Source organism: Paenarthrobacter nitroguajacolicus (genome assembly GCF_029952445.1).
Classification (GTDB): domain Bacteria; phylum Actinomycetota; class Actinomycetes; order Actinomycetales; family Micrococcaceae; genus Arthrobacter; species Arthrobacter nitroguajacolicus_B.
Window position 1 is genome coordinate 25,801 of sequence record NZ_JAQPPK010000001.1, and the last position, 21,500, is coordinate 47,300.

Sequence of the window (21,500 nt, forward strand, 5' to 3'; positions counted from 1 at the left end):
TTTCCGCACGCACAAAATTACAGTAACACGGTGCGTATGATGACAGTGCAACACCTCATGCAACGTCCACTATGCAGACGCCGCGACGGTGGCAACGCCGGCTGCAGCGTCCACACAAGGAGCCACAGTGCCACAGTCGGGGATCACACTTTCGAATATCGACAACAGCGTCCGGCCCCAGGACGACCTCTATCAACACGTCAACGGCGCGTGGCTCAACAGCACTACGATTCCGGATGACAGGCCGCTGGAAGGTACCTTCACCGCGTTGCGTGACGGGGCCGAGCTCGCCGTCAAGGCGATTATCGAAGAAGCAGCCGGCAAGGGTGAAGCGGCAACCGGCGTCGAACAAAAAGTGGGTGGGCTCTACGCCAGCTTCATGGACGAGGCTGCAGCGGAAACAAAGGGGCTCGATCCCGTGCGGACCCGCCTGGACGAAGTAGCCGCCGTGGATTCGCCCCGGGACCTGGCTGCCCTGATCGGCCGGCTTTTCCGCTCGGATGTGTCCGGGCTCTTTTCGATCTATCCCGCACCGGATGCCGGCAACCCCGAACGAATCCTGCTGTACATCGGGCAGGGGGGCCTGGGGTTGCCCGATGAGTCGTACTACCGGGATGAGAAGTTTGCCGGCATTGTGACTGCCTACAGCGGCTACATCGAAAAGCTGTTCACGCTCGCCGGCATAGCCGATGCCTCCAGTGCTGCACAACGTGTCGTCGCGCTTGAGACTGCACTGGCTTCCCACCATTGGGATAACGTCACGCTTCGGGATCCCCAGAAGACCTACAACCTCAAATCCGCTGAGGAGGCAACTGACCTCTTCCCGTTGCTGGACACGTGGTTCGAGGCGGCACGCGTGGATGCAGCAAAGCGGCGTGAGATTGTCGTGAGCACTCCCGACTTCTTCACGGGTGCCGCCGGATTGCTGGAATCCGAGCCCTTGCAGTCGTGGAAGGACTGGTTGACACTCCGCGTCCTCAGTTCGGCTGCGCCTTACCTGTCCTCCGAATTCGTGGACACGAACTTCGACTTCTACGGCACCACCCTCAGCGGTACGCCGCAAAACAAGGAGCGCTGGAAGCGTGGCGTGGCCGTGGTGGAAGCTGCGCTCGGTGAAGCGGTTGGACAGATTTACGTCGAACGGCATTTCCCTGCAGGCCACAAGGCCCGGATGGAGACCTTGGTAAGCAACTTGATCGAGGCCTACCGCGAAAGCATCTCTTCCCTGGCGTGGATGGGTGAGGAGACCAAGAAGGAAGCCCTCAAGAAGCTGGACGCCTTCCGTCCCAAAATCGGCTTTCCCGAAAAGTGGATCGATTATTCGGCCGTGGAGATCGACCCCAACGATCTTCTTGGCAATGTTGAACGCGCCCACGACGCCGACGTGGACCGGCACCTGGACGAGATCGGCAAGCCCGTTGACCTGACGAAGTGGCTCATGACGCCCCAGACGGTTAACGCCTATTACCACCCGATGTTGAATGAGATTGTTTTCCCGGCCGCCATCCTCCAACCTCCGTTCTTCACCGCGGAGGCCGATGACGCGGTGAACTACGGTGGAATCGGGGCAGTGATCGGACATGAGATCGGCCATGGCTTCGATGATCAGGGATCGCAGTTCGACGGCAGCGGGGCGTTGCGCAACTGGTGGACCGAGGACGATCGCCAGGCCTTCGATGCACTGACCGCCAAGCTCGTCGCCCAATTCGATGCCCTGTCCCCGTATGCGGCTCCGGATCACAAGGTGAACGGCAAACTCACCTTGGGCGAAAACATCGGAGATCTCGGCGGCCTGACCATTGCCTACAAGGCATACCTGTTGAGCCTTGACGGGAAAGAACCCGAAGTCATTGACGGCTTCACCGGACAGCAACGGTTCTTCATGTCGTGGGCTGCGGGATGGCGCCAGGTCATCCGAACGGAAGAAGCCATCCGTAGGCTGGCCACTGACCCCCACTCCCCCAACGAATTCCGCACGAATGCCATAGCCCGGAACCTCGACGCTTTCCATGAAGCCTTCGAAGTGACCGAAGCAGACGGCATGTGGACCGAGCCTGGGGAACGCGTCAGCATCTGGTAACAAACGCTGAGAAAAAGGCTGGGCCGGTCGTAGGACCGGCCCAGCCTTTTCGTTAGCTTTGTTTGTACGTGCTACTGATCAATGTAGAGCGGGTTCACCGATTGGCACACAGCGTCGCTGGCGGTCTGGTTGACCACGTTGGACGGCACCGAAGCTGCTCCGTAAGCTGTGCCCGTTGTGAAGTCCGTGCCCACGTAAAGCTGTACGCCGGCAACCCCCGGGGCTTCCTGGACCTGGGCCGCAGGGATGCCGTAGAGCTTGGCAACGTCGGCGGCTACATCGGCGAAGCCCTGGCCGTAGTAAAGCACCGTTTGGTCGACAGGGTTGGCCAGGTAGGAAACAGCCTGGGTAAAGCCGTTGCCCGTCAGGACGGTCAGCAGCTCCTGGGCCCTGGTGGCCACACCGCTGCCGTTGGCTACGGAGACAGGCTGAATAGCTTTGTCATAGGCAGGCGCTGCCGGCGTCGTGGCTGTTGGCTGGGGCGCCGGAGTCTCTGTGGGGGTGGGCGTGGACGTAGCTCCCGGCGTGGTCAGGTCAAGATCTGCACGCAAGGCGGCGAAGAGCTGGGACGCCTGGGGTTCCACAAGTTCCAGCCGGTTCAGATCAACTGCTGCGGCCTGGGTAGGCACCGCTACGAAAGCCACCTTGGACACATCAATGTCCTTCAGGCGCCCACCAATTGTCAGCAGCGACGGGACCGAGGCAAGGCCCTCATCAACGGTCAAGTTTTGGGTGACGACGTCGGCAATCTGGAGGAGCCGCTGCGGATTGCCCAACGTCCCTTCACTCTTGAGCTTTCGGGTCAACGATGAAAGGAACGCCTGCTGGCCCTTGATGCGGCCCAAGTCGCCTCCGTCGCCGAACGCATGCCTGGTGCGCAGGAAGGCCAAAGCCTGTTCGCCTTCTACAAGGGAGTCGCCCTTGGGCAGGCGCAGTCGGGAATCCGGGTCAAAGACGGGGTCGCTGACGCAGACATTGACGCCGCCCACAGCGTGCGACAGTTCCTTGACAGCATTGAAGTCCGCCATCATGAAGTGGTCGATTTCCAGGCCGGTCAGCTTGTTGACGGTATCCACTGCGCAACCGATACCGGCCTCGGCCATGGCTTCATTGATCATGACGCCGCTTCGGGCAGGAAAGGTCTGGTTGTTGGTGTGGTCGGTGCACTGGGGAACATCCACCAACAAGTCCCGGGGGAAACTGAGGACATTGACCCGCTTGTTGTCGGCGGAGATGTCCAGCAGCATCATGACGTCCGAGTGCCCATAGCCGGAGGAGTCCTCGGACGTACCGTACTCGGAGTTCTTGCCGTCACGGGTATCGGAGCCGAGGATCAGGATCTGCAGGCGGTCGGTCTTGTCATTGGCCAGGGCATCACCGGCATTACGGGTCTCCGCAGCGCTCAAGGGAGCTTTGGTGATGTTGCTCTGCAGCCGGATGAACCAGAAAGCAGCAAAGGCGACGCCAGCGACCAACGCAACGGAGACCACACCCGTGACAATCTTCAGCCAAAGCGGCAGTCCCTTGCGTTCATTCATATGGCGTGGAGTGCCGTCGGCATCCCCTCCATGGCGTGCCGCAACGGGGCCAGCGGTGCCGGTGCCCTGCGGGCGGGCGTCACGACGTCGCACTATTCGGTTTACCTTTCCTTAAACAGCTCGATCCCCGCAATCATAGTTGCCGTTTCTGGGAAGTTCCTTATCGGGCCGGGAGCCACGCCGGATCCAGCCTTGCGGCCTAGAATCCGAGTTTGACCAATTGCTTGGGATCACGCTGCCAGTCCTTGGCCACCTTGACGTGCAAATCGAGGTAGATCCGGGTACCGAGCAGCGTCTCGATGCCCTTGCGCGCGTTGGTTCCCACCTCACGCAGCCGGCTTCCACCCTTGCCGATAATGATCGCTTTCTGTGAGGGCCTCTCCACGTAAAGATTGACCCGTACGTCCAGGAGCGGATTGTCCTCGGTGCGCCCTTCACGGGGAACGATTTCCTCCACCACTACGGCCAGTGAGTGTGGAAGTTCGTCGCGGACACCCTCCAAAGCGGCTTCACGGATGAGTTCTGCGATCATGACCGCTTCCGGCTCATCAGTCAGCTCACCGTCCGGGTATAGGGGCGGCGAAGACGGCATGTGGCTGATCAGCACGTCCGCAACAGTGGAGACCTGGAAACCGTCGGCCGCCGAGACCGGGACAATGTCAGCCCAGCCTTGTTCACCCAGGACCTCCCGGCCCAACGCTGCGACAGCGAGCAACTGCTCAGTCAGTGCCTGACGGTCGACGAGATCGGTCTTGGTCACCAGGGCAACGATCGGCTTACGTCCGACGGCGGCCAGCTGGGCCGCGATGAATTTGTCGCCAGGGCCGATCTTTTCGTTGGCGGGCAGGCAGAATCCGATGGCATCGACTTCGGCCAAAGTGTCTGCAACGAGTTCGTTGAGCCGCTTACCCAAGAGGGTGCGGGGACGATGCAGACCCGGGGTGTCCACAAGGATCAATTGCGCGTCCTCGCGGTGGACGATACCTCGGATGGTGTGACGCGTGGTTTGCGGCTTGGCCGAGGTGATGGCGACCTTCTGGCCCACCAAGGCATTGGTCAGGGTGGATTTACCCGCATTCGGCCGCCCCACAAGCACCGAGAACCCCGCGTGAAAGCCGCCGAAGTCGCTATCGGCGTCGAATTTCTTATTTTGCTTGTTCACGTGGAACTCCCTGTTGCGTTGACTCGGCGTCGTCCAGAAGGTCTTCAAGGTCAGTGTCTTCCTTTGGCATGGCTGCCGCAATGATATGGCTGACCCTGTTTCGGCGACCCTCCAGCCTATCTGCCTTAAGGAACACCCCGTTCACTTCAACGGAGCTTCCAACGATCGGAACCTGGCCCAGGGCCTTGGCGAGGAGGCCACCAACGGTGTCCACCTCGTCGTCGTCGAGGTCGATGTCGAACAGCTCGCCCAGGTCATCGATACTCATGCGTGCGCTGACGCGGAAGTGACCGTCACCCAGATCCACTGCCTCCTCCGCGGCGGCATCGTATTCGTCCACGATTTCACCAACGATCTCCTCGATGAGGTCTTCCAGGGTCACCAAACCGGCGGTTCCACCGTACTCATCAATGACAATGGCCACGTGGGTGGACTCCTGCTGGAGTTCCTTCAGTAGATCGCTCACTGGTTTGGATTCGGGGACATAACGGACATCGCGGGCCAGCGAATCGACGTCGTGCGCCTGCAATCCCGGTTCACCGCGATGCATGGCCGCGGCAACATCCTTGAGGTACAGGATGCCGCGGATTTGATCGGTGTTTTCGCCTATGACGGGAATGCGTGAGTACCCGGACCGGAGGAACAAGCCCATGGCAGTCTCGAGGTCGGCGCCGGTTCCGATGCTGACGATGTCCGTGCGGGGAACCATGACCGAACGCACCAGGGTGTCGCCGAAATCGAAGACTGAATGGATGAGCTCGGCTTCGTTGTCCTCGATCATGTCCGACTCGGCAGCGCGGTCCACGAATTCACGGAACTCTTCTTCGCTGACGAAAGCGTCATCGCCGCTCGGGGCACCGGGGGCCACAGCCTGGCCAAGTGCCACCAACCAGCCCGGGATCGGGCCCAGGATCCAGCAGAGGAACCTGATCAGCGGTGCGGTGAAACGAACCACCGGCCCGGAGTGCGCCCGCCCCAGTTGACGGGGCGAAACCCCTACCAGAACAAAGCCGATGACAGCCATGATCCCTGTTGCGGCGAGCCCGGCAAGCCACACGTTATCCAACAAACTGTGGAGGACAACAGCAACCGCCACTGCCGCCGCCATCTCGAACCACACACGCCAGAAGCGCAATGCGCGCATGTGGGCAATCGGGTTTGCGAGGATGCCGGCCAGGGCTTTGCCTTTGTTCCGGCCAATGGACTGTTCGGCCTCATGCCGGGGCAGGAAGTTGAACGCAGCCTCGGCTGCTGTCAGCAAGGCAACAAAACTGAGGAAAACCAGCGCCATGCCGACCAGGATGATCGAGGTCACTGCATGGTCTCCATGGGGGCATCCTTGCCCAGGAATTCAGACAGCAGTTCCCGCTGCAAGCCAAACATTTCTTCTTTTTCGTCAGGTTCGGCGTGGTCGAAGCCCAGCAGATGGAGAATTCCGTGCGTGGTCAGCAACAACATTTCGTCCTGGGTGGGGTGGCCGGCGTTACGCGCCTGCACCTCAGCCACTTGGGGGCAGATTGCGATGTCCCCTAGCATTCCCTGCGGAGTCGGCTTGTCCGGGGTGCCGGGCGTGAGCTCGTCCATGGGCACGGAGAGCACATCCGTGGCTCCGGGTTCGTCCATCAGCTCAATATGAAGTTTCTCCATGGCCGGCTCGTCCACCAACAGGATGGACAGCTCTGCCTGTGGGTGGATGTACAAGCGCTCAAAGATGAAGCGGGACAACGTCACCAACTGAGCTTCATCCACTTCCACGCCGGACTCGTTGTTGACTTCAATGCTCATTTACGTTCTCCACGTTTATGGGTGTTGGCGGCCTCCGGGCGGTGGGCATCGTCCCATGCGCTGTAGGCGGAGACGATGTCGGCGACCAAGCGGTGGCGCACGACGTCGGCTGCTTCAAGGATCGAGAAATTGACGTCGTCGATGCCGGTCAGGATCTCGCGGACTATCCGCAGCCCCGATGTTGAACCGAAGGGCAGGTCGATCTGCGTAACGTCGCCAGTGACCACCATTTTGGACCCGAACCCGAGCCGGGTCAGAAACATCTTCATCTGTTCGGGAGTGGTGTTCTGGGCCTCGTCAAGGATGATGAAGGCATCGTTCAACGTACGTCCACGCATGTAGGCCAACGGCGCCACTTCGATGGTTCCTGCCGCCATCAAACGCGGAATGGATTCCGGATCCATCATGTCGTGCAGTGCATCGTAAAGGGGCCGCAAATAGGGGTCGATCTTGTCGCTGAGGGTGCCCGGCAGGAATCCCAACCTCTCCCCCGCCTCAACAGCCGGCCGCGTCAGGATGATCCGGCTGACTTCCTTCGTTTGGAGCGCCTGGACAGCCTTAGCCATTGCCAGGTACGTCTTGCCGGTTCCTGCAGGACCGATTCCGAAGATCACCGTGTTGTCGTCAATGGCGTCCACGTAGTTCTTCTGGTTCAGCGTCTTGGGCCTGATGGTCTTGCCCCGGCTGGAGAGGATGTTGTGGGTCAGGACATCCGCAGGATTCTGCACGGATTGGGTCCTCAGGAGGGACACAAGCTGCTGCAGCACGTCCGGCGTGACAACTGTTCCCTTCGCCACAAGGCCGCGCACTTCCTCCAGAAGGCGCATGATGCGGGGAATGACCGTGGAAGGCCCGGTCATGGAAAGCTCGTTGCCCCGGACATGGAAGTTAACGTCCTGGAATTGCTCCTCGATGTACCGCAAGGCTTCGTCGTGGCTGCCCAGCGAGTGAACCATCTGGTCGGAGTTCTCGAAAGTGACAACTTCCGTGCGCGTGCCCGGTAATGTGTGCGGGAACTCGGTGGGCGGTTGGTTCCCGTTGCCGGTCCTGAGCCGCCCGTTCAAAGATTCACTCATAGTGCTGGCCGTACGGCCTGTTCTCCTCCGGTTGATCGTATGACGCAATCCTACGCCAGGGCGGCCCGGGATGAACCTCTCCAAGTGGCCCAAACCGTGCCGGCAAGAGCAGGTCTGACATTTTGTCTCAACTCGGCATCAAGCCGGTATCAATCATGTTTCAGTTGGTCCGCCTCCCCGCAAACCCGGCCGGTCGGCGTCGACGATGTGCCAAGCTGGCAGGGAGGGTGGCTTGAGCCCCCACAGCCCGAACCCAAGCGGCCCACCCCAACAGTGGCCGTCATTTGCATCGTAAGACAGGAAACGCCATCACCAAGCCAGTGAGCAACGGGACTGGCGCACGCAAGCGGACAAGGTCCGCCGTCGCTGCGCCGGCGATGCTTGCTGTCCTGCTGCTGACGGGCTGCATCGCCAACGGCGGCGGAGGAAGCCAGGTTACGACGAGTTCGCCGCCGATGTCCGTCCAGGACGCCCCAGCGAGCAACGCCCCGCTGGAAACCACCCAGGCCTCAACCAAGATCCCGGTTTACTGGATTGGGCGGAGCAAGGAAGAGGTCTACCTCTATCGCGAATTCCGGGACATCTCCGGCGATGGCAACCCTGTGACCACCGCGCTTCGGATCATGATGGCCGAAAAGCCCCTGGATCACGATTTCTTCACGCCTTGGCAGGAACCGGGCAACCTGGCGACCTCGATTTCGGGCAAGAACGTGATCACTGTTGACGTTTCCCGTGACGCCTTCAACTCGAACCTGGACGCCGGGATGGCGCAGCGGGCCATCCAGCAGCTGGTCTACACGGCCACAGCGGCGGCCTCGTCCTCCGGACTTATCAACTCCGGGCAGCAGATCCAGGTAGTCATCCTGGTGGACGGGCACAAGGACTACATGGCATTTGGCCAGGTAAAACTTGGCGAACCCATGACCCGCGACGCCTCGCTGGTGGCGCCGCTGTGGATCATCGATCCCCAGGAAGACGTATCGCTGCCCCCTGGCCTGATTAAGTTCAATGGCCGTATCACGGACAATTCACGACCCATCAGCTGGCAGATCCTCCAGGACAACGGCAAGGGTGAGAAGTCGAGCCTGCTGACGGGCCAAACCAAGGCAACAGGCGAACCAGGGCAGTACGGTCTCTTCAGCTTCGGCGCCACGCTGAAGCCCGGCAAGTACGAGTTGCGTGTGTCAGAGGTGGACGACGCCGGCAAGGCCATCGAATCCAGCACGGACACACGGTTGTTCAACGTGGCCTAAGGCCCTTTGCGCCGGTCGGGGCGCCGGCTACCAGCGTCCGAGGACGTCACTGGCAAGAACGACGGCGGCCGGTCCCGCCGTCGAGGACCGCAGGACGTGGTGACCCAAGAGAGCCGTTACGGCTCCGGCATCGCTGAGCCGCGTCACTTCCCGCGGCGAGATTCCGCCCTCCGGCCCGACTATCAAAAGAACTTCGCGGGGCGAAGCACCATCAACTTCCAGCGTAGCCAGAACGTCCCGCAAGGGGTTCTTGGCATCCTCGTGAAGGATGATCGCCAAGTCGGCATCCGCTACGGCTTTGGCCAGCCCGCTGGAATCAACGATCGGACGGACCGGGGGTATCCAGGCCCGACGCGCCTGTTTGGCTGCCGCAGTGACCACCGACTGCCATTTCGCATGTGCCTTGGCCGCCCTGTCCGCCTTCCAGCGCACGATGGAGCGCTCCGACTGCCAGGGAACAACGGCATCAATTCCGAGCTCGGTAGCCGTCTCGATGGCAAGCTCATCGCGGTCGCCCTTGGCCAAAGCCTGGACCAGCACCAAACGGACCTGCGGCTGCTCTTCGAAAACGACCTCCGCCGCTGTGACCGTCAAGGTGCCGGGTCCGACGTCGGCGACCGTTCCGGTAAGCCTCGCGCCAGCGCCGTCGGCGATGTCAACGGACTCGCCGACGGCCAGGCGCTTAACCGTGACGGCGTGCCTTGCCTCAGACCCCTCCAGGACAAATGCTGACCCAGGGTCCACCTGGCTGAGACTACCGGCCGGTGTGAAGAAAACGGGGTTGCTCACCGCTACAGGTTACCGAGCTTGTCCCGGAGCTTCGCGAACATGCCGCCGCTGGCAACAAGTTTGCCTTCGGTGAACTGCTCCCCGCGAAGCTTCGCGAGCTGCTGCAGGAGTTCTTCCTGGGCATGGTCCAGCTTGGTAGGTGTTTCCACGTGCAGATGCACCTTGAGATCGCCACGTCCGTAGCCCCGGAGGTGCGTCACGCCGAGGCCACGAAGGGTAATGATCTCTCCGGACTGGGTACCGGCCTTCACCTCGATGTCCTGTGCGCCGTCGAAAGTTTCAAGCTGCACCTCGGTACCAAGCGCTGCGGCCGTCATGGGCACGCTCAGGGTGGCGTGAAGGTCATCGCCCTCACGAACGAACGTGGCATCGTTGTTGACGCGGATCTCCACGTAGAGATCACCGGCAGGACCACCCGCGGGACCCGCCTCGCCCTGACCGGACAGCTGAATGCGTGTGCCAGTAGCGACGCCGGCCGGAACCTTGATGGTCAGCGAGCGACGACTCCGGATGCGGCCCTGGCCGTTGCACTCGTTGCAGGGGTCCTTGATGACGGTGCCGAACCCTTCGCAGGAACCGCAAGGGGCTGTGGTGAGGACCTGTCCGAGGATGGAGCGAACGGCACGCTGCACCTGGCCGCTGCCACCACAGATGTCGCAGCGCTCCGGGTGCGTGCCGGGGCGGCAGCAGCTGCCATCGCAGGTGGGGCAGACCACGGCCGTGTCCACTTCAAGCTTCTTGTTGACGCCGAAAACGGCATCCTTGAGGTCAATCCGAACGCTGATGAGGGCGTCCTGGCCCCGCCGGACGCGGGAGGCAGGTCCGGTGTGGCCCCCACCGCCAAAGAAGTTATCGAAGATGTCCTGGAAGGCGAAGCCCTGGCCTGCGTATCCACCGCCGAAGCCGTTGTCAGTCCCATTCTCGTTGCCCGTGGCGTCGTAGACGCGGCGTTTCTGCGGATCTGAGAGGACTTCGTAGGCATGCGTCACGGCCTTGAACTGCTCCGCGACATCTTCACCGGGGTTTACGTCCGGGTGGAGTTTCCGCGCCAACTTGCGGTACGCCTTTTTGATCTCTTCCCCGGTGGCTTCCGGAGAGACTCCCAAAACGTCATAGTGGCTGCTCAAAGTCGGTATCTCTTCCTGGTTGTACTGCGGATGTTTTTTCGGGCCGGTGTTCAGCCGCCGAGAATGCGGGAAAGGTAGCGGGCCACGGCGCGGACTGCGGCCATGGTGGTGGGATAGTCCATGCGGGTTGGTCCGAGGATTCCCACTTTGGCACCAGAGCCATAGCCGGTGGCCACGACAGATGCCTCGGCGAGTCCGTCGTACGGATTCTCCCGGCCGATGCTGACCGTGACGCCCCGGGGATCGTCCCCCATGTCCGACAACAACCGGAGCATGACAACTTGTTCCTCGAGGGCTTCAAGCACAGGTCCGATGCTCAGCGGGAAGTCCACGTTGGAGCGTGCGAGGTTGGCCGTGCCGGCCATGAGGATTCGCTCTTCACGGCTGGTGTCGCTCAATGATTCCAGGCCGTGGGCCAGGGTCTGGGCAAGGGTGCGAAGGTCCGGCGGACAAAGGGCCACCACCGAAGGAAGCACCTGCGGCAACAGGGCCAGCTGGGTGCCGGCAATACTGCCGAGGAAACGCGACCTCAGCAGCATCAGTGCCTCGTTGGCCACCTCCGAGCCGACGTCGATGACTTTCTGCACGACGCTGCCAGTGTCCGCTATCAGGACAACGAGCACTTGCCGTGGTGCCAACAGTACGAACTCGGCGTGGCGGACCAACGCGCGGTTCGAGTGCGGGTACTGCACGACGGCGACCTGGTTGGTCAGCTGCGAAAGGAGCCTGACGGTGCGCTCAAGGATGTCATCGACATCGTCAGGGCCCTCAAGCAATGAATGGATGGCCCGCCGCTCGGCGGCGGACAACGGCTTGACCTGGGAAATGCGGTCAACGAAGAGGCGATAGCCCTTGTCTGTGGGAATCCGGCCCGCGCTGGTATGCGGGGCTGCAATGAGTCCTTCCTCTTCCAGGACGGCCATGTCATTGCGGATGGTGGCGCTGGAGACGCCGAGGTGATGCCTCTCAACGAGGGCTTTGGATCCCACGGGTTCCCGGGAATGCACGTAATCCTCAACGATGGCACGCAGCACTTCCAACTTGCGTGGCTCACTCATTGCTCCACCTCCTGACGACTGCCATGGTCCCTGGGACCGGTCCCCGCGGGACCGTCACGGATCACCGCACTTAGCACTCAACATGCCCAAGTGCTAACAAGTCTAGTATGAGCCACCACGTTGCTAGCATTGAAACCGTCCGCGGACTGCGTACAGGGTTGCACTCGATCACGGGTTGATAGCCGCCGAATCTGTCCCCGGGTCGCTGTCCCTTCGCACATCACCACAGAGGTAGGAATTCCTTGGCTTTTGACAATTGGGGCCCGCAGGACCTGACCGCTCCGGCCAAACGCCAACTCCCTGAGGTGCCCGTCCAACGCGGCATGGTGCTCGAAGACGTCCAGTCCGGTTGGGTGGGCGAAGTCACCCGCGTGGAAAAGACCGGCGGCATGCACATTGTGTCCCTCGAGGACAGGCGGGGAAAGACGAAATCGTTCCAACTCGGGTACGGATTCCTTCTCGAAGGACAGGCCATCCGGTTGATGCCTCCCGCCCCGCGGCAGCCCGCTTCGGGGGTATCGCCCGGCCGCACAGCCTCGGGCTCCGTCAAGGTCCAGGGGCAACGGGCGCAGGTTGCCAAGGCCAGCCGCATCTGGGTGGAAGGCAAGCACGACGCCGAACTCGTGGAGAAGGTCTGGGGTGACGATCTTCGCGTCGAGGGCATCGTGGTGGAACCGCTGCACGGCGTGGATGACCTCAAATCTGCCATTGCGGCCTTCCGCCCGGGCCCGGACCGCCGCTTGGGCATATTGGTGGACCACCTCGTTGCTGGCTCCAAGGAGTCCCGTATCGCAGCCGAGGCCATGACCGTCCCAGGCGCGGCCGGCAATGTCCTGATCGTTGGCCACCCCTATGTGGACGTATGGCAAGCGATCCGGCCCAAGGTCCTCGGCATCGAACAATGGCCCGCCGTGGCGCGCGGCACTGATTGGAAGACCGGAATACTCACCGCCTTCGGGTGGCCCCACGAAACAGCCGAGGACATAGGCTTGGGCTGGCAGCGGCTCCTGGGGGCGGTACGCAGCTATGCGGACCTTGAGGCCTCCTTGCTGGGCCGCGTGGAAGAAGTCATCGACTTCCTGACCGTCCCGTAATCCTCAGGCTGGCACATCAGGATCTCGCACCCTTCCGGGGCGTTGGTCCCGGGAAGGACGTGCGGGCCGGTATTCTTGGACAGCAACACCGCAGCATCTTTAAAGCATTTAAAGCAAAGGGAAGACACCGTGGCAGATAACGCTCCTGAAGAACCGGGCAGCGCCGCAGGCCGGCCCCAGTACCATGGCGCCCCTGCCAACGCGCTCCCATTGACGGCCAGTGAAGACAGGCAGTGGGCCACTTTGGCGCACTTCGGCGGCATCCTGGGATGCTTGCCGGCACTCTTGATCTACTTGATCTTCCGCGACCGTGGCCCGTTCACAGCGCAGGAATCCAAGGAAGCCCTGAACTTCACCCTGCCTCCCACGATCGCCGCCGTCCTGGCCAACATCCTGGTACTGCTGCCTGTTGTGGGAAACATCTTTGCGGTGATCGCCACCGGCATCTGGGTAGCGCTGACGTGCTTCTCTGTCTCCGCGGGTATCCGGGTCAACCACGGCCAGCCGCACCGCTACCGCTTCAACCTTCGCTGGATCAAGTAGGCTCCCGGGCCGCCCGCACGAGCGACGGCGGCCCAGTAAGGCGAGCAGAGCCGGAGTCTTAGTCAGGCAGGATTCTGCGTACTACGGCGTCAGCGAGCAAGCGGCCCTTCAAAGTAAGCACCAGCCGCCCTTTGAACGCCTGAACGGGATCGACCAGTTCATCTGCAATAAGGCCCGCCATCGCGTGGCGGCCAATCGAATCCAGGGCATCCACTGCCAGACCCGTCCCGAGCCGCGCCTCCAGCATGATCCGCTCGACTTCCCGCGTGCCGGCGTCGAGCGTTTCGCGTCCGGCGGCAGGTGAGGTTCCTGCACCCAACCGGGATGCGTACGCCGTGGGGTGCTTAACGTTCCACCACCGGACGCCACCCATGTGGGAGTGCGCACCAGGGCCGATCCCCCACCAATCATCTCCACGCCAATAGGCCAGGTTGTGCCGGCAAGCCTGCTCCGGCGTCCTTGACCAGTTGCTGACCTCGTACCAGTCCAGGCCCGCCGCCGAGATCATCTTGTCCGCCATCTCGTACTTGGCGGCGTGATCGTCGTCGTCGATTCCTGGCACTTGGCCGCGCCTTATCTGCGCGGCAAGCTTGGTGCCGTCCTCCACGATCAGCGCATAGGCGCTGATGTGGTCCGGTCCGTAGGACAGAGCTGTCTTGAGTGAGAACTCCCAGTCCTCCATGGACTCCCCCGGCGTCCCATAAATAAGATCCAGGCTGACAGAGAGTCCCGCCTCGCGGGCCCACTGCACCACGAGGGGTACCCGGCTGGGGGTGTGCGTACGGTCCAGCACTTTTAAAACGTGCGGAACGGCGGACTGCATGCCGAAGGACACGCGGGTAAAGCCGGCCTCTGCCAGTATTTTCAGGGATTCGGGCGTCACGGAGTCCGGATTGGCCTCCGTGGTCACCTCTGCGCCAGGCTCAAGGCCCCAATGCCCGACGGCGGCGCGCAGGATCTGCGCGAGGTCCGCGGCGGGTAGGAGGGTTGGCGTGCCACCGCCGAAGAATACCGTGCTCATAGGCCGGCGCGGAATGCCCGAAGCCTCAAGGGCCGTGGCCGCGAAGCCGAGTTCGGACACGGCAGTGGCAGCGTAGGCGTCCTGGGATGCCCCGCCGCCGAGCTCGGTGGCGGTGTAGGTGTTGAAGTCACAGTATCCGCACCGCACGGCACAAAACGGGATGTGCACGTAGAGCCCGAATTTACGTTGTTCGACGCCCTCCAGCACCTGCGGCGGCAATAATCCATCCGCAGGTGCCGGATCGCCCAAAGGTAGGACGCTGGGCATTTACTTCTTGGCCTTGTCCTTGGACTCGTCAGTGGTCAGCGCTGCGATGAAGGCTTCCTGGGGCACCTCGACGCGGCCCACCATCTTCATACGCTTCTTGCCCTCTTTCTGCTTCTCGAGCAGCTTGCGCTTACGGGTGATGTCACCGCCGTAGCACTTGGCAAGAACGTCCTTGCGGATGGCCCGGATGCTCTCGCGGGCGATGATCCGGGAGCCAATGGCTGCCTGGATGGGCACCTCGAACTGCTGCCGGGGAATGAGCTCGCGGAGCTTTCCGGTCATCATGACACCGTAGGCGTAGGCCTTGTCGCGGTGCGTGATGGCGCTGAAAGCATCCACTTGTTCGCCTTGGAGCAGGATGTCGACCTTGACGAGGTCGGCGACCTGCTCGCCGTCGGCCTTCCAATCCAGCGACGCATAACCGCGCGTCTTGGACTTCAGGAGGTCGAAGAAGTCGAACACGATTTCGGCCAGCGGGATCCAGTACCGGAGCTCGACCCGGTCCTCGGACAGGTAGTCCATGCCCTTCATCTGGCCGCGGCGGCTCTGGCACAGTTCCATGATGGCCCCGACAAACTCGTTGGGCGCCAGGACGGTAGCGGACACCATAGGCTCGCGGACTTCGGAGATCTTTCCCGTGGGGTACTCGCTGGGGTTGGTCACGTGGACAACCCGCTTGTCTTCCAGGGTGACCTCGTACTCCACGTTGGGTGCAGTGGAGATCAGATCCAGGTTGTACTCGCGTTCCAACCGCTCACGGGTGATCTCGAGGTGCAACAACCCAAGGAAGCCCACGCGGAAGCCAAAGCCCAGAGCGGCTGAGGTCTCAGGCTCGTAGACCAAGGCGGCGTCGTTGAGCATCAGCTTCTCCAGCGCATCGCGGAGTACTGGGTAGTCTGTGCCGTCCAAGGGGTAAAGACCGGAGAAGACCATCGGCTTTGCGTCGGCGTAGCCGCTAAGGGATTCCGACGCCGGCTTGGCCAGGTTGGTGACGGTGTCGCCCACCTTGGACTGACGGACATCCTTCACACCCGTGATCAAGTAGCCGACCTCGCCCACGCCCAAGCCCTTCGACGGCGTCGGCTCCGGGGAGCTCACACCGATTTCGAGGAGTTCGTGTGTGGCGCGGGTGGACATCATCTGGATACGTTCGCGGGGATGGAGCATGCCATCCACCACACGAACATAGGTGACGACGCCACGGTAGGTGTCGTACACGGAGTCAAAGATCATGGCCCGGGCAGGAGCATCAGGATCGCCAACAGGTGCCGGAAGGTCGCGGACGATCTTGTCCAGCAGCGCTTCCACGCCAACGCCTGTCTTACCGGAAACCTTGAGCACGTCTTCCGGATCGCCACCGATGAGGTTGGCGAGCTCGGCCGCGTACTTCTCCGGCTGGGCCGCCGGGAGGTCGATCTTGTTCAAGACCGGGATGATGGTGAGGTTGTTTTCCATCGCCAGATACAGGTTGGCCAACGTCTGGGCTTCGATACCTTGCGCCGCGTCCACGAGCAGAACTGCGCCCTCGCAAGCTGCCAGGGATCGGGAAACCTCATAAGTGAAGTCAACGTGGCCCGGAGTGTCGATCATGTTCAAGGCGTAGCTGGCGCCATCAAGTTCCCAAGGCATGCGGACGGCCTGGGATTTGATGGTGATGCCACGCTCGCGTTCAATGTCCATGCGGTCCAGATACTGGGCCTTCATGTCGCGTTGCTGAACGACGCCGGTGAACTGCAGCATGCGGTCGGCCAGGGTGGACTTACCGTGGTCAATGTGGGCAATGATGCAGAAGTTCCGGATGATGGCCGGATCTGTTGCGGCGGGCACCGGTGCGGTGCGGGCCATGGGAGACACGCAGGATCCTTACTGTCGACACTCACACGGCAAATCCCGGAACTGGGCATAAGCCAGCCCGAACACGCCGCGCATCTGATCCTCTAGTCTCCCACGAACCGGCGCTTCGCCGTACATTGCGTACCCTGTTGCTGGCCGGCGACGGATGTAGCGTGTTCTTATGGCTTTCGACGTGCGCCCCCTGGGCAAATTCCTGTTGCGTTCACTCAGGGCATTGGGAGGTGCCGGTTCAAAAACCGCCGCCCCGCAGCCCGTGACGAGGAAGCCCGCCCGGCGTACCGCCGTCGGACAATTACCGGGCGCTTACCCAGGCGACTTTAGTGGGGCCATCAGGCCCAGCTACTCCCCCAAGCCGGATGGCAAGCCGGATCCTGGCGAAATCGTGTGGGGCTGGGTCCCCTATGAAGAGGACCACTCGCAGGGCAAGGACCGGCCCGTGCTTCTGATCGGGCGTGACGGAGAATGGTTGCTTGGGTTGATGTTGACCTCGAAGGACCACGACAACGGGTCAAGGGCGAATAACTACGTCGATATTGGCGCGGGACCATGGGATCGGCAGGGCCGTCCCAGCGAGGTCAATGTGCAACGCATCATCCGACTGGACCCCAAGGCTGTCCGGCGCGAAGGGGCTGTCTTGGGGAAACGGCAATTCCAGGACGTTTGCCGGGGCCTCCAGTCCCAACAAAGCAGGCACTGAGCCCGGGTCTCCGTTCGCCCGCGTTATCTGCTATCCTTTATAGCTGTGTGTCCGTGCAGGTCGACGGCCACTCATGGTTGGCTGCCATAGGCATCCCCACGCCGCTCAGTCGATGGCCAACCTGAAAACCCTCTAGACCATTTCCGCATTAAAAAGAGAGTTCATACGTGGCTAATATCAAGTCCCAGAAGAAGCGCATCCTCACCAACGAGAAGGCTCGCCTGCGTAACAACGCTGTCAAGTCCGAGCTGAAGACGGCCATCCGCGCCGTCAACACCGCCGTTGAGTCTGCTGACAAGGATGCTGCTGGAACTGCGCTTGCTGCTGCCAGCCGCAAGCTGGACAAGGCTGTCAGCAAGGGCGTTATTCACAAGAACAACGCTGCAAACCGCAAGTCGGCGATCTCCAAGAAGGTCAACGCACTCTAAGGTTTTTCCAGTTCGACTGAGCTGATCAAAAGGCCGGCACCCATTGGGTGCCGGCCTTTGGGTTTAACAACCAGTGTTTCCCCGGTCGCTTTCTGCCCGGTCGCTGCCTGCCCGGTCGCATTCTGGCGGTTCAGCGACGACTGGCTGAGGTGGCGATCACCGTCACTGCGTGTTCAACGGCGTAGACCGGATCGCGCGACTCACCTTTGACCTGGGCGTCTGCTTCGGCAATGACCTGGATGGAACGGATCAGGCCCTCGGGTGTCCACCGACGCACGTCGCGTTGGGCCTGCTCCACCAGCCACGGCTGCATTCCCAGGTTCCTGGCGATCGTGGCGGAAGACCCATTCGCCCCGGCAACTTTCGCGAGGGTCCGAAGCTTGGCGGCGAGGGCCGCAACCAGAGGAACGGGATCGACGCCGGTTGCCAGCGCGTGGCGAAGCGTGGACAGGGCCACTGGTCCGTTGCCAGCCATGGCGGCATCGGCGACCTTGAAAGCTGTGGCTTCCACCCGCCCACCGTAGTAGCGCTCCACGGTTTCCGCTGTCACAGCGGTGGTGGCATCGGCAATGAGTTGGCCACACGCTGACGCCAGTTCCGAAAGGTTCGCGCCTACGGCGTTCACCAACGCCTGGACGGCTTCGCCTTCAATCCGGCGGCCGCCGGCCTTGAACTCGGAGACAACGAACGCGGTCTTGTCAGCGTCCTTCTTCAAGGGCTGGCAGTCGATGACCGGCCATCCCCCGGCCTTCACAGCATCCAGCAACTTCTTGCCGCGCACTCCACCGGAGTGGCGGAGGACAAGGACAACATCCTGATCAGGGTGCTGAAGATACGCCAGGCCATCTGCCAGGAACGCATCGTTCATGGCCTCAAGGCCCTCGACCTCAATGAGCTTGCCCTCCCCAAAGAGGGACGGCGTGACAGTCATCGCCAGCGTCCCTGACTCGTAGGGGCCGGCATTGAGACGGCTGAGCTCTACATCCGGCGTGGCGGTCCGCACCTGGGTGCGGATCCGGTCCATGGCGCGGATACCAAGATATTCTTCCGGCCCTGTTATCAGCACTACGGCGGCCGGGTTGGCGTCGCGCCAGCTGACGCTGTTGGCCGCGGTGCTCTTGGCCCGGGTGTTTTGGGCAGCAGCCACTGGTGTTTCCTTCCGGACGATTCCTTGCAGATATCAAGTCTGCCATGCCTGTGCCGGGCCACGTGCTCCAAGATCGAGACCACACGACCATGCAGCAGCATGACGCGCGCCAGTAATGGCTCCGGCTGCAACGACATCCAGACCGCCAGGAGGGTGACTGCGGAGCACACCACCATGGCAGCGATACCGGCCGGGCCTTCGGCCCACGGCAGCGCGGCCCCGGGCAGACCCGCAAAGAACCTGGAGACACCGGCAACAGCCGCTGCACACCCACCGGCGACTGCAACAGGCACCACCGCCAGCCAGGGCGCGAACGCCGTCAACGGCACGGCGATGGTTCCCAGAATGGTCACCGGCGCTACCAAGGGTCCAGCCACCACGTTGGCGATGAATGCGTATGGAGTGAATTGCGGCTGAAGTGCCACGATGACCGGTCCGCAAAAGAGCTGTGCAGACAGAGGGACGGCCACCCCGGCGGCGATCCATCGAGGGACGATTGAAGGTATCCACGATGCAATACGGCTGGCCATCAGCACGATGCCGAGGGTTGCCAGCACCGAAAGGAGAAACCCCACGCTCGCAGCCATGGCCGGGTCCAGCAGCAACAGAATTGCCGTAGCAACACAAAGGAAGGTTAGCGAACGCCCCCGCAAGCCGCCGATCATGGCAGCCAAGCCCACAGCTCCCATGACGGCGGCCCGCAGGACACTCGGGTCCGGACCAACCATGACAACAAATCCCGCCAAACCGCAGGCAGCAAAGACACCAGCCAGCGGGCGGGACAGCCTGAGCAACCGGGCCAGCAAGATGAATCCTCCCAGGACGAGGCTGCAATTGGCACCACTGACAGCCGTCAGGTGTGTGAAGAGCCAAATGTTAGTGTCGTGGTTATGAAGGCTGCCATCTATACGCGTGTCTCTGTCGACCGCACCGCAAATGCGCGCTCAGTCAGCTCCCAGGAGCAAGAGTGCCGCGCCGAGGTAGAGCGCCGAGGATGGGAAGCGGCAGCCATCTACACGGACAATGACAGGTCCGCCTCCCGCTATGCCCGGAAGAACCGCCCGCACTTTGACCAGCTCATGGCGGACATCGCAGTCAAGAAGTTCGACGTCGTTGTGACGTGGGAGGCCTCCCGCGCCACACGCGACCTCGAAGTGTACGTAGCCCTCCGGGCGGTCTGCAGGGCGGCCGGCGTGCAGTGGTGCTACTCCGGGAAACTCTATGACCTCTCCCGGCCCGATGACGCGTTCAGCACCGGCCTGGACGCACTCATCAGTGAGCGGGAGTCGGACCAGACCCGTGAACGGATCATGCGCGCGATGCGGCAGACGGCGGCAACGGGCAAGCCGCACGGGAAGATCCCTTACGGGTATGCCCGTGAGTACGACAACGCCACGGGCGCTTTGATTCGCCAGTACCCGCACCCTGAACAGGCACCGATAATTCAGGAGGCGGCCCGCCGCGTGCTGGCTGGCGAGTCCATGCGGAAGATCGCCCAGCACCTCAGAGCCCTCGGCCTGATGAGCCAATCCACGGCTTGGGCGCCGGCACGCCTCACTGAACTGCTGAAGTCCCCAACCCTCGCCGGGTACCGTGTGTATCAGGGAAAGATCATCGGTGACGCAGCATGGGAGCCTGTGATCGACCGGGAAACGTTCCACGCCCTGCAGGGCATCCTCAACGACCCGGCACGCACGACCCAACGCGGTAGCGACCCGGCGCAGCTGCTGACGGGCATTGCGACTTGTGGCGTCTGTGATGGATCCATGGTCCGGCGGCACACGCGCGGCAAGAACCAGTACCAGTGCCGGGTCAATTACTGCGCATCGAGGAATGTTGAGAAGACGGACTCGTATGTTGTCCATGCCTTACTGGAGAAGCTCCAGGAGAAAGCAGTGATGGACGCAGCGGCGGCCGTCGCCGACGATGACACCTCTCCCCTGCTGGATGAAATCAATGCGCTCGAGGCCCGCCTCAACGGCTTCTACCAGCAGGCCGCTGAGGGATCCCTGACACCCCAGGGCCTTGCTCGCGTGGAAACCTCCATACTTGATCAGGTGCAGTCGAAACGGCAGGCGATTGCGGCAGCCTCAAAGCCCAAGGCAAAAGCCCTTGACGCGGAGCGCATCGTCGCGGGTTGGGATGACTTTGAACTCACCGAACAGCGGGAAATTGTGCGGGCCATGATGAAGGTGCGGATCCTCCGGGCCGGGCGCGGGCACTCGACGTTCGACCCTTCCCTTATAGAGATCACCTGGCTGCCGTAGCCTGTTCCCGGACGATGGCCTCAGGTCTGCGCTTCGACAGTCTTTAGGGTGGCCCATTCTGCTGACGTGAGGGACGTGAGTCTGTCAAGCAGCACTTCCTCGGTTACCCAGAGTTCCTCCGCGAGTTCCGTGAGCGATCCGGACCAGGCGAGTTGCTCGGCAAGGTCATCAAGACGAATCAAGCGCCGAGCTGCTTCCACTCGAACCGCCTTTTCCACGGCGGCCGGTTGGCAGCTGGTATGGCCCCGCTCAATATGGACGAGCTCGTGAGTGAGCGTGCAGCGGCGCTCGACCTGACCGAGGGCACGGTCCAA

General features: G+C 62.1%; 20 protein-coding genes. 7 read left to right on the plus strand and 13 right to left on the minus strand.

Annotated elements, in window-relative coordinates:
- The first annotated feature begins 127 nt into the window (after nucleotides 1-127).
- Nucleotides 128-2,080 (plus strand): M13 family metallopeptidase, encoded by a 1,953-nt coding sequence (locus PJL15_RS00140; protein WP_281449204.1) that lies wholly within the window; start codon nucleotides 128-130, stop codon nucleotides 2,078-2,080.
- Between the two features lie 71 nt (nucleotides 2,081-2,151).
- Here the strand turns inward: PJL15_RS00140 and PJL15_RS00145 are convergent, their stop codons facing one another.
- The 5 genes from PJL15_RS00145 to PJL15_RS00165 all read right to left on the minus strand — a co-directional run bounded on the left by PJL15_RS00145 (nucleotide 2,152) and on the right by PJL15_RS00165 (nucleotide 7,641).
- Nucleotides 2,152-3,711 (minus strand): LCP family protein, encoded by a 1,560-nt coding sequence (locus tag PJL15_RS00145; RefSeq protein WP_281449205.1) that lies wholly within the window; start codon nucleotides 3,709-3,711, stop codon nucleotides 2,152-2,154.
- 106 nt (nucleotides 3,712-3,817) lie between these two features.
- On the minus strand, nucleotides 3,818-4,780 hold the full coding sequence (gene era, locus PJL15_RS00150) for a GTPase Era (protein ID WP_281449206.1): 963 nt from the start codon (nucleotides 4,778-4,780) through the stop codon (nucleotides 3,818-3,820).
- A complete protein-coding gene (locus PJL15_RS00155; protein WP_281449207.1) occupies nucleotides 4,764-6,095 on the minus strand; it encodes a hemolysin family protein in 1,332 nt (443 codons plus the stop codon). Before PJL15_RS00155 ends, era begins: the two co-directional genes overlap by 17 nt.
- On the minus strand, nucleotides 6,092-6,565 hold the full coding sequence (gene ybeY, locus PJL15_RS00160) for an rRNA maturation RNase YbeY (RefSeq protein ID WP_281449208.1): 474 nt from the start codon (nucleotides 6,563-6,565) through the stop codon (nucleotides 6,092-6,094). The genes PJL15_RS00155 and ybeY overlap by 4 nt, the downstream gene beginning before the upstream one ends.
- Nucleotides 6,562-7,641 carry a PhoH family protein gene (locus PJL15_RS00165; RefSeq protein WP_281449209.1) on the minus strand — a complete coding sequence of 360 codons (1,080 nt, stop codon included), beginning with the start codon at nucleotides 7,639-7,641 and terminating at the stop codon, nucleotides 6,562-6,564. The genes ybeY and PJL15_RS00165 overlap by 4 nt, the downstream gene beginning before the upstream one ends.
- A 377-nt stretch (nucleotides 7,642-8,018) precedes the next feature.
- Between PJL15_RS00165 and PJL15_RS00170 the strand changes: the two genes are divergently transcribed.
- The gene (locus PJL15_RS00170; RefSeq protein WP_281449418.1) at nucleotides 8,019-8,894 is read left to right on the plus strand and encodes a GerMN domain-containing protein; all 876 of its coding nucleotides are present in this window, start codon (nucleotides 8,019-8,021) and stop codon (nucleotides 8,892-8,894) included.
- A gap of 27 nt (nucleotides 8,895-8,921) precedes the next feature.
- Here PJL15_RS00170 and PJL15_RS00175 read toward each other — a convergent pair whose 3' ends face one another.
- From PJL15_RS00175 to hrcA, 3 genes are read right to left on the minus strand one after another with little or no spacing between them, the layout of a single operon-like run.
- A complete protein-coding gene (locus tag PJL15_RS00175) occupies nucleotides 8,922-9,683 on the minus strand; it encodes a 16S rRNA (uracil(1498)-N(3))-methyltransferase (RefSeq protein ID WP_281449210.1) in 762 nt (253 codons plus the stop codon).
- Between the two features lie 2 nt (nucleotides 9,684-9,685).
- The gene (gene dnaJ, locus PJL15_RS00180) at nucleotides 9,686-10,810 is read right to left on the minus strand and encodes a molecular chaperone DnaJ (RefSeq protein ID WP_281449211.1); all 1,125 of its coding nucleotides are present in this window, start codon (nucleotides 10,808-10,810) and stop codon (nucleotides 9,686-9,688) included.
- 50 nt (nucleotides 10,811-10,860) lie between these two features.
- Nucleotides 10,861-11,868, minus strand: coding sequence for a heat-inducible transcriptional repressor HrcA (hrcA, locus tag PJL15_RS00185; protein WP_281449212.1), 1,008 nt, complete (start codon nucleotides 11,866-11,868; stop codon nucleotides 10,861-10,863).
- Nucleotides 11,869-12,110: 242 nt separating this feature from the next.
- Here hrcA and PJL15_RS00190 point away from each other — a divergent pair, with 242 nt between their 5' ends.
- Both PJL15_RS00190 and PJL15_RS00195 read left to right on the plus strand, forming a co-directional pair.
- Nucleotides 12,111-12,962 (plus strand): DUF3097 domain-containing protein, encoded by an 852-nt coding sequence (locus PJL15_RS00190; protein WP_281449213.1) that lies wholly within the window; start codon nucleotides 12,111-12,113, stop codon nucleotides 12,960-12,962.
- A 129-nt stretch (nucleotides 12,963-13,091) separates the two neighbouring features.
- Nucleotides 13,092-13,505, plus strand: a complete 414-nt coding sequence (locus PJL15_RS00195) for a DUF4870 domain-containing protein (protein WP_018777707.1) — start codon at nucleotides 13,092-13,094, stop codon at nucleotides 13,503-13,505.
- Nucleotides 13,506-13,563: 58 nt separating this feature from the next.
- On the opposite strand, the gene hemW is transcribed toward PJL15_RS00195, so the two are convergent.
- Both hemW and lepA read right to left on the minus strand, forming a co-directional pair.
- Nucleotides 13,564-14,793, minus strand: a complete 1,230-nt coding sequence (gene hemW, locus PJL15_RS00200) for a radical SAM family heme chaperone HemW (protein WP_281449214.1) — start codon at nucleotides 14,791-14,793, stop codon at nucleotides 13,564-13,566.
- Nucleotides 14,794-16,647: a translation elongation factor 4 gene (lepA, locus tag PJL15_RS00205; protein ID WP_281449215.1), complete on the minus strand. Its 1,854-nt coding sequence runs from the start codon at nucleotides 16,645-16,647 to the stop codon at nucleotides 14,794-14,796.
- A 160-nt stretch (nucleotides 16,648-16,807) separates the two neighbouring features.
- Here lepA and PJL15_RS00210 point away from each other — a divergent pair, with 160 nt between their 5' ends.
- Both PJL15_RS00210 and rpsT read left to right on the plus strand, forming a co-directional pair.
- Nucleotides 16,808-17,344 (plus strand): type II toxin-antitoxin system PemK/MazF family toxin, encoded by a 537-nt coding sequence (locus PJL15_RS00210; RefSeq protein WP_281449216.1) that lies wholly within the window; start codon nucleotides 16,808-16,810, stop codon nucleotides 17,342-17,344.
- Between the two features lie 167 nt (nucleotides 17,345-17,511).
- Nucleotides 17,512-17,772 (plus strand): 30S ribosomal protein S20, encoded by a 261-nt coding sequence (gene rpsT, locus PJL15_RS00215; protein WP_207593645.1) that lies wholly within the window; start codon nucleotides 17,512-17,514, stop codon nucleotides 17,770-17,772.
- Nucleotides 17,773-17,902: 130 nt separating this feature from the next.
- On the opposite strand, the gene holA is transcribed toward rpsT, so the two are convergent.
- Together holA and PJL15_RS00225 are read right to left on the minus strand one after the other, a co-directional pair.
- Nucleotides 17,903-18,919, minus strand: a complete 1,017-nt coding sequence (holA, locus tag PJL15_RS00220; RefSeq protein ID WP_281449217.1) for a DNA polymerase III subunit delta — start codon at nucleotides 18,917-18,919, stop codon at nucleotides 17,903-17,905.
- The gene (locus PJL15_RS00225; RefSeq protein ID WP_432443778.1) at nucleotides 18,838-19,725 is read right to left on the minus strand and encodes a ComEC/Rec2 family competence protein; all 888 of its coding nucleotides are present in this window, start codon (nucleotides 19,723-19,725) and stop codon (nucleotides 18,838-18,840) included. The genes holA and PJL15_RS00225 overlap by 82 nt, the downstream gene beginning before the upstream one ends.
- Nucleotides 19,726-19,809: 84 nt before the next feature.
- Here PJL15_RS00225 and PJL15_RS00230 point away from each other — a divergent pair, with 84 nt between their 5' ends.
- Entirely contained in the window at nucleotides 19,810-21,186 is a 1,377-nt protein-coding gene (locus PJL15_RS00230) for a recombinase family protein (RefSeq protein ID WP_281449218.1), read from the plus strand.
- A 20-nt stretch (nucleotides 21,187-21,206) separates the two neighbouring features.
- On the opposite strand, the gene PJL15_RS00235 is transcribed toward PJL15_RS00230, so the two are convergent.
- A complete protein-coding gene (locus tag PJL15_RS00235) occupies nucleotides 21,207-21,500 on the minus strand; it encodes a hypothetical protein (RefSeq protein ID WP_281449420.1) in 294 nt (97 codons plus the stop codon).

What these genes read in the sequence shown, in the direction of transcription:
- hrcA (WP_281449212.1), bottom strand. Translation starts at nt 11,868, where the DNA reads ATGAGTGAGCCACGCAAGTTGGAAGTGCTGCGTGCCATCGTTGAGGAT.
- hemW (WP_281449214.1), bottom strand. Translation starts at nt 14,793, where the DNA reads ATGCCCAGCGTCCTACCTTTGGGCGATCCGGCACCTGCGGATGGATTA.
- ybeY (WP_281449208.1), bottom strand. Translation starts at nt 6,565, where the DNA reads ATGAGCATTGAAGTCAACAACGAGTCCGGCGTGGAAGTGGATGAAGCT.
- PJL15_RS00230 (WP_281449218.1), top strand. Translation starts at nt 19,810, where the DNA reads ATGAAGGCTGCCATCTATACGCGTGTCTCTGTCGACCGCACCGCAAAT.
- PJL15_RS00170 (WP_281449418.1), top strand. Translation starts at nt 8,019, where the DNA reads ATGCTTGCTGTCCTGCTGCTGACGGGCTGCATCGCCAACGGCGGCGGA.
- PJL15_RS00210 (WP_281449216.1), top strand. Translation starts at nt 16,808, where the DNA reads ATGGCTTTCGACGTGCGCCCCCTGGGCAAATTCCTGTTGCGTTCACTC.
- PJL15_RS00165 (WP_281449209.1), bottom strand. Translation starts at nt 7,641, where the DNA reads ATGAGTGAATCTTTGAACGGGCGGCTCAGGACCGGCAACGGGAACCAA.